Raw genomic sequence first — 6,381 nt, forward strand, 5'->3', positions numbered from 1 at the left:
GGTGTGTCTGTCGCTCCTCGGGGCTTCGCCCCTCGTCCCGACAGACACACCCCCGCCATTCTCATCTAGATTGTCGCGCTGTTCTCACCTTGATTGTCGCGCAGCAGCCACTGGTGATCAGTCGCAATCCTAGATTGGCTTTGCTCGCGCTCGGTCACCAGCGCCTAACAGTTATGCAGGACAGCAGCTTCCCGGACGCTCACAGTCCGGAGCGATCCAGCTTCCGCCGAGTCATCGCTCGAGGCGCACCGATCGATCTGCTGGGTTCGCAGCTGGTCTCGATCAGCACCAGAGCTATCCCATCAACACGCTTTCGTGTCCCGGCCGAGCCAGTGGCTGCCGCTATCGTGCGCGAGCATCAGGAGGCAGTACGCGCTGAGATAGCTCCTGCGGCTCGCGCCCCGGAGGATAAGCAGCACGAACAGGATCGCTTCATTAAACGGGCGGTGTGGGCCTCCGACCGCCTTTGGCTGCTTACAGAGCGCGGCACGCTCTCGAGTGTCGCACCGGGGGAGACCAGCCGCCGTCCTGAAGTAACGCCCAGACCTGCAACCGACATGTGCGTTGCGAGCTCGAGGCCAGTCCTCCTCGGCAAAGATGGTCAGTTGTTCCGCCTTGAAGGTCGTTCGTGGCAGCCAATGCAACGCCTCGACCTCAATGGCGAAGCTGCCCACGCTTTTAGCTGTACAGATCAGCGGATGATTGCTGTCAGTCGGACCCGCATCGCGGTTATAGCAGGCGGGCGGCAAAGCGCACTCCGTCTTTCCAAGCCGCTCAGCGGTCCTATCGTGCGAACAGCACCCTTAGATACTGGCTCGACGCTTCTCTTGGGTCTCGCAATGGGAGAGTGGGGTGGCAGCCTCGAGCGCATTGATCCTGACACCGGGACGGTGAGCGAAGTGCCCGGGCTGGGCGGCCCGATCAACGGTGTGGGACACGAACCTGGTCGTCCTGGCTGCGTCGTCGTCACCGTCGGCCTCGTCCACTTCTTTCCGAGCGGACAGGTGGTTGAGGCGTGCGGCGATAAGTTCCGACGCCTCTACTACAAGCCATACACCTTGCAAACAACTTGGCCCGCCGATCCACCGAAGCTGCCTTTCCAAACCGTACCATTTTATACACTGACGACGGCTGATAATTGCTTGTGGCTAGCGGGCGGAGACGGGCTTTATACCATCGAAAAAAATCGCCCGATCGCATTTCGGAAGATGCCACCGTTCGAGCAGATTGAGGGAGTCGCGATCAGTTTCGCCGTCCCCGGACTGGTGCTAGTACGTACAAACGTCGACGCACATGTCTCGCTTGGCGGCGGTGCACCCCTGCTCCTTCCCCGCTGATTTACCATTCTCGCGGCATGACCCAAAAGGCGACATTCGAAGCTGCCAGACCGCTTCCCGCTTTCTGCCATTCGTTCATCTCGCGAAATCGGGGCAGTGCCCCCAGTGCTGGCTGCGTGTCGCCCATTGGTGGAGAGCGGACGGCACCGAACGTTCGCTAATCAAGCGGACTTTGGCGGCCGTTGGCTCTGTCCGCTGCCTACTTGGCCGGCGCTAATGTAGGCAGGATTTCCTTGAGCGCAGCCATTCCTGCAGCATCACCGCCCATTTTCTGCGACGCGTTATCGATCACGAGCACGCCGTTGCCACTCGCGGGGAAGAGGACCGCGTAAGCGAACCAATAGCCGTCAGATCCACTGTGAACGAGAACGGGTCCTTTTCTACCCGCAATAGAGGTTTGAACACCCCAATCGAGCCCGGTGGGGCCGTTAGGCTGTGCGGTCTGCATCACATGATACGAGGCTGGAGATAGGAGCGTGCCCTTGCCCTTAGCTCCAGCGAGTTGATCCACACAGAACCTCGCCCAATCCCCCACCGACATGTGAAGGTTGCCGGCGGGTGCGAACATAGCCGAGTTGCTGGGTCCGACAGGCTTGTCAGCCTCATGACCCGTAGGGTGTCCGGCAGGGGTCGGTCCAAAGCCAGCGGTGGACATGCCAAGCGGCTGGAAGACCTCGCGGCGCATCAGGGCCTCGTACGTCTTGCCGGTTGCACGCTCGGCAATGGCTGCAGCAATGAGGAAACCGCTATTGCTATAACCAAAATCACTTCCAGGTAGATATGCCGGAGCCTCGCCTAGAGCTCGAGCGACATAGGCGAGGCGCTGCACGTTGAGCGGTCGCTTGTCGGTCAGGAAGCCTTCGATAAATGTCATGTCCCCGACGTTTTCGGGTAGCCCGGCATGGTGCGAAAGCAACTGAACCAGCGTCACCACCCGGTACTCTGGTCGCATTTGGTCGGCTAGTTCCGGCAGCATCGCAGACAGAGGCGTGTTCCACGTCAGGACCCCGCGATCGACGAGGCGCGCGATCATCGCAGCAGTTTGTGGTTTACCGGTTGACCCAATGATCCAGCTATCGCGAATCCGCGTATCGCCGGCTCGATCCGTTCGGCGCACGCCGGTCACCGCTGAGGCTACGACCTTACCGTCGCGAATGACGACAGTTCCCATTGAGGGGGCCTGCGTTCCCTGCTTTGCCGCCATCAGGATCTTTGTGAGTTGAGGGTCAGACTGTGCCGACGCGTTGGTGCCAATCAGCAGGAAGGGCAATGCCGTGCCGAGGAGCGTGCGGCAAAGCGTGGCGAGGGACCGCGATGTGGTCTGCGGGTTCAACCGGTCCAAGGTGTACGGGCGCATCGAAACCCCTGGATTAGAAAAAGCCTGTGATGAACCACCGCTATCATCATGCTCTCACACTGTCTGCTTTTTGAACGAGAGCGGCCCGTCCAGGATGTGTGAAAAACGGTCATTTGCCAAAATGCCGAAGGGCAATTGCGATCCCCAACAGACTAAGCATTGCCGAAAAGGCTGAAAGTCCCCAAAATACGGCGGGAGAATTGCTTCGGGTTGTATCTAATGCCTTGTAATTGATTGGCATCGCACCTGTTGCGAGCCCGATTCCGAGCACGACGGCTGAGATCAATGCCAGGAGTATGCCAGCCACGTTCGCTTCGTTCATTGCCGGATGGTATCGCGTTTTGCGATGTCCGCAACGGGCGATAGCGCCCGTTCGGAGGCGCAGACTTACTGCTGTTCGCGACCGATAAATCCATATTTAACGAAGCCAACATCAGGGTGTTTAGCGATCCAAGCGGACAAGCAGTTTGATGCGCGTTCCGATCGGGTAATTGCTAGTGTCACAGTGGTCCTATCACCTGATTGAACTATTTTTGCAGGGGCATGACACTTTGCAATGGCTGCCTTCATCTCGCTGACCTCCGCCGCAGGTCCTTCAGCGAACGGGAACGCTACAAGCTGTTTAGCAGGATCGGCCAACAGCAACGACGCTACAATTAGGATCATCGCCCGATCATGCCCCCACTTTGGAATGGCTGCAATTGGGCGAGCGGCCGCCCTGTCCTCCTGCCGCCACGACCCACAACCAGACATTGGGAGCGTTCTACAAGGCACCCTATTTCCGACGTTCGTTCAGGTTCGAGGCAGCCGCCGATGCCTGATAAACCGCTTTCTGCACGACCTCACAAGGCCCGTCCCGACAACGATGGCGAAGCGGAAAACCTGATAAGGCAGCACAGGTAGTTCCGCTGCACGTTACCGGCATTCCTCGAGGGCGCTTCACGATCACAAGCCCGGGTGCATGCTCCGCCCAGGGGCCATCGGCAGGCTGACGATGTTTCAAGCGGAACGATCACGTTCACCTCTCGTTATGACAATATACTGTCATTTTGAGTTGTGCATATCGCATGAACGACACTCCTACGGAAGCACGCGAGCTCGCACTTGCCATTTTCGCTGCCAACGGGCGCCTAGTGAGTGCCGGCAATACGCTAGTCGAGCATCTCGACCTCACCAGTGCTTGGTGGCAGGTGCTCGCGGCGCTGCGCTATTCGCCAACGCCGCTGACGGTCGCGTCGATCGCGCGATCGATGGGGCTGACCCGGCAGGCGGTGCAACGGATCGTCGATCTTCTCGCGGAGATGGGTTTGGTGGCGTTCCAGCCCAATCCGCAGCACCTCCGCGCCAAGCTCGTCACGCTGACGACGGCCGGGAGCGAGGCGGTGGCAGGCGCCGAGAACGCCGTCGCGCCGATCGATAGGGCGATCGTCGATGAGATCGGACCGGCCCGCATCCGTGATGCCATTACCACGCTTCAGGCAATGGTCGCCATCATCTCTGAGCGCCTCGACGAGCGGGACGCTCCCTCGACATCTCGGAAAGGACCCTCATCATGATCCTCATTTCCGGTGCAACCGGTGGCATCGGCGGTGAAATCTGCCGCTTGCTAGGCCAGGCAGGCACGCCGTTCCGCGCGATGGCCCGCCAGCAGGCGCAGGTAGACGCCTTTCGAAAAAAAGGGACCGACGCGGTGCTCGGCGATTTTGACCGGTCTGAGACGTTGCCAGTCGCGATGAGGGGCATTGACACGATGTTCCTGATCACGCCGCCCAACCAGCGCCAGTTCGAGCAGGAAATCGCTGGGATCGACGCTGCTCGCCAGGCCGGCGTCCGCCGCATCGTCAAGCTGTCGGCTTCCGACGCCAATATCCGCTCGACTGTGCCCTGGGCGCGGACGCACGCCCGGATCGACCATCATCTGCGTGCGTCGAGGGTCGAATGGACGATCCTGAAGCCCACTGCGTTCATGCAGAACTTCCTGTGGTTCAAGGATGCTATCGCCAAGGGCTTCCTGCCGCAGGTCGCAGGCAAGGGGTCCGTGTCATGGGTCGACACCCGCGACGTGGCGCGGGTCGCCGCCACGGTCCTGAGCCAGGACGGTCATGCCCGCGCGACCTATTTCCTCACGGGTCCAGAAACGCTCGACATGAAGGCGGCGGCCGAGTGCCTCGGCACGGTCGCGGGGCGCAGGGTCCGCTATCTCGACTTGCCCAATCCATTGTTCGCCGCGCTGCTGCGCGTGACCGGCAATTCACGCTGGATGACCAAGGGCCTCGTCGCCCAGTTCGCCGACGTCGTCGCCGGGCATCACGACATCGATCCTACCTTCGAGATCGAACGGCTGACCGGCACCCCGCCACACGACTTCACCGCCTTCGTGCGTGATCACCGCGATCAATTCGTCGGCTCGCCGAGGCAGCGCGCGAAGGCTGCCTGACACCGAGGGCGTATCGCCTTCCATGATTTGGAGAATGGCCATGAGCCCGCAACGAAATATCGAGATCGCCCGAACGCTGCTGGAGGGCATCGGGCAAGGCCGTGACCCCGAGGAAATTGCCGCGCCTTTTGCGGAGGACCTAGTGTTCGAGGTTCAAGGCGATGCCGATGCCATGCCGTGGATCGGGCAGCGGACGGGGCGTCAGGCGATGGTCGACTTCCTGCGCGACCTGCGTGCGCTGACCGAGCCGCTGTCGTTCGATGTCGACGATATCCTGGCCAGCGACGACCGCGCCGCGATCGTTGGCGCACTTCAGACGCGGATCAAGGCAACGGGCAAGGTGATGGCATCGCAATTCGCGATCGTGCTGACCATCTCCGATGGCGTCGTCACCCGGTTTCAAATGCTCGAGGACACCCTCGCCCTGTCGCGTGCCGCTCGATAGTACGCCAGTGGCTGCGTCTCCATCCGAACGAACGGCGGCTCCCATCACCGAACGTGCGAGCCGTAAAGAAGGAGATCGACAAGATGGGCGATGGGGTTCGCCGATGCGCTGTCCTGTTCCACGGCGATCGCGATGGCGCTCCCCACGCAGACGATGTCGTCAAAACCGGCATCGCGGCGCAGGATGCCGGCATCCTGCGCGTGCAGGAGGAGCCGCTGGCCCTCGGCAGTGATCGCGGTGCAGCTCGGGCTGCCGTGCTGGCTAACGGTTCCCAGCGACGCAGCCAGACTTTGGTAGACGCTGGTGTTGCGCGCGAGCTCGTTCAGGAACTGGCGTAGCGCATCTCCGGGCCCGGGTGTGGCAGCGTGCACCGAATTAGTGGAGCGGTCCGAGGTCTGAGCAGACCCACATCCAGTCATTCGCGGCCTCTTTTCGGCTCCCCACCTTCTGCCATTCATTCATATGGACAGCGGACGAGGTGCCGAGCCTCAGCCCTGCCCGCTGCCCACAAGCCTCCCCATATGGATGGTGTATCGGGACTGACAGTCGACCTGCTATGGACATAAGATAGCGTCAGCCGCAGCGATTAACCCGCCAAACGGAGAGCTTGTACGTTCAACGCTGATCCGAAGCGGCCATATTCACGTCGGCGTGCGGCTTTGCTAAATAGCGGACGAGTGATCTGCCCCCACCGAGTGGACCGATTGGTTTGTTAGTGCATTAAGCTCATCGCCGCCATATCCGGACGGAGGTGGAGCGAAGCGGAACCGGAGGCCGGATATGGCGGTGTCGCCGTTTCTGGTGC

7 protein-coding genes are annotated in these 6,381 nt (G+C 60.9%); 4 read left to right on the forward strand and 3 right to left on the reverse strand.

The genetic code is table 11. The features are described from left to right. The first annotated feature begins 605 nt into the window (after positions 1 to 605). On the forward strand, positions 606 to 1,337 hold the full coding sequence (locus NZL82_RS19455; RefSeq protein WP_261271351.1) for a hypothetical protein: 732 nt from the start codon (positions 606 to 608) through the stop codon (positions 1,335 to 1,337). A 199-nt stretch (positions 1,338 to 1,536) separates the two neighbouring features. Here NZL82_RS19455 and NZL82_RS19460 read toward each other — a convergent pair whose 3' ends face one another. Next, positions 1,537 to 2,694, reverse strand: coding sequence for a serine hydrolase (locus NZL82_RS19460; RefSeq protein ID WP_261271352.1), 1,158 nt, complete (start codon positions 2,692 to 2,694; stop codon positions 1,537 to 1,539). Positions 2,695 to 3,761: 1,067 nt separating this feature from the next. On the opposite strand from NZL82_RS19460, the gene NZL82_RS19465 reads away from it, so the two are divergent. Genes NZL82_RS19465 through NZL82_RS19475 form a run of 3 tightly spaced genes read left to right on the forward strand, consistent with a single transcriptional unit; the run spans position 3,762 to position 5,576 of the window. Further along, positions 3,762 to 4,250 carry a MarR family winged helix-turn-helix transcriptional regulator gene (locus NZL82_RS19465; RefSeq protein ID WP_261271353.1) on the forward strand — a complete coding sequence of 163 codons (489 nt, stop codon included), beginning with the start codon at positions 3,762 to 3,764 and terminating at the stop codon, positions 4,248 to 4,250. Further along, positions 4,247 to 5,131, forward strand: a complete 885-nt coding sequence (locus tag NZL82_RS19470) for an SDR family oxidoreductase (protein WP_261271354.1) — start codon at positions 4,247 to 4,249, stop codon at positions 5,129 to 5,131. Before NZL82_RS19465 ends, NZL82_RS19470 begins: the two co-directional genes overlap by 4 nt. Before the next feature lie 40 nt (positions 5,132 to 5,171). Next, on the forward strand, positions 5,172 to 5,576 hold the full coding sequence (locus NZL82_RS19475) for a nuclear transport factor 2 family protein (RefSeq protein WP_261271355.1): 405 nt from the start codon (positions 5,172 to 5,174) through the stop codon (positions 5,574 to 5,576). A 44-nt stretch (positions 5,577 to 5,620) separates the two neighbouring features. Here NZL82_RS19475 and NZL82_RS19480 read toward each other — a convergent pair whose 3' ends face one another. Then, complete coding sequence (locus NZL82_RS19480; RefSeq protein ID WP_261271356.1) at positions 5,621 to 5,947, reverse strand: hypothetical protein; 327 nt, start codon at positions 5,945 to 5,947, stop codon at positions 5,621 to 5,623. 341 nt (positions 5,948 to 6,288) lie between these two features. Then, positions 6,289 to 6,381: integrase catalytic subunit (locus NZL82_RS19485; protein ID WP_261270801.1), on the reverse strand; the 93-nt coding region annotated here is incomplete at its 5' end.

It is taken from the genome of Sphingomonas sp. LC-1 (genome assembly GCF_025371035.1).
Classification (GTDB): Bacteria; Pseudomonadota; Alphaproteobacteria; order Sphingomonadales; family Sphingomonadaceae; genus Sphingomonas; species Sphingomonas sanguinis_E.

Coding starts and splice junctions, on each gene's coding strand:
- NZL82_RS19460 (WP_261271352.1), bottom strand. CDS start 2,694: ATGCGCCCGTACACCTTGGACCGGTTGAACCCGCAGACCACATCGCGG.
- NZL82_RS19465 (WP_261271353.1), top strand. CDS start 3,762: ATGAACGACACTCCTACGGAAGCACGCGAGCTCGCACTTGCCATTTTC.
- NZL82_RS19475 (WP_261271355.1), top strand. CDS start 5,172: ATGAGCCCGCAACGAAATATCGAGATCGCCCGAACGCTGCTGGAGGGC.
- NZL82_RS19470 (WP_261271354.1), top strand. CDS start 4,247: ATGATCCTCATTTCCGGTGCAACCGGTGGCATCGGCGGTGAAATCTGC.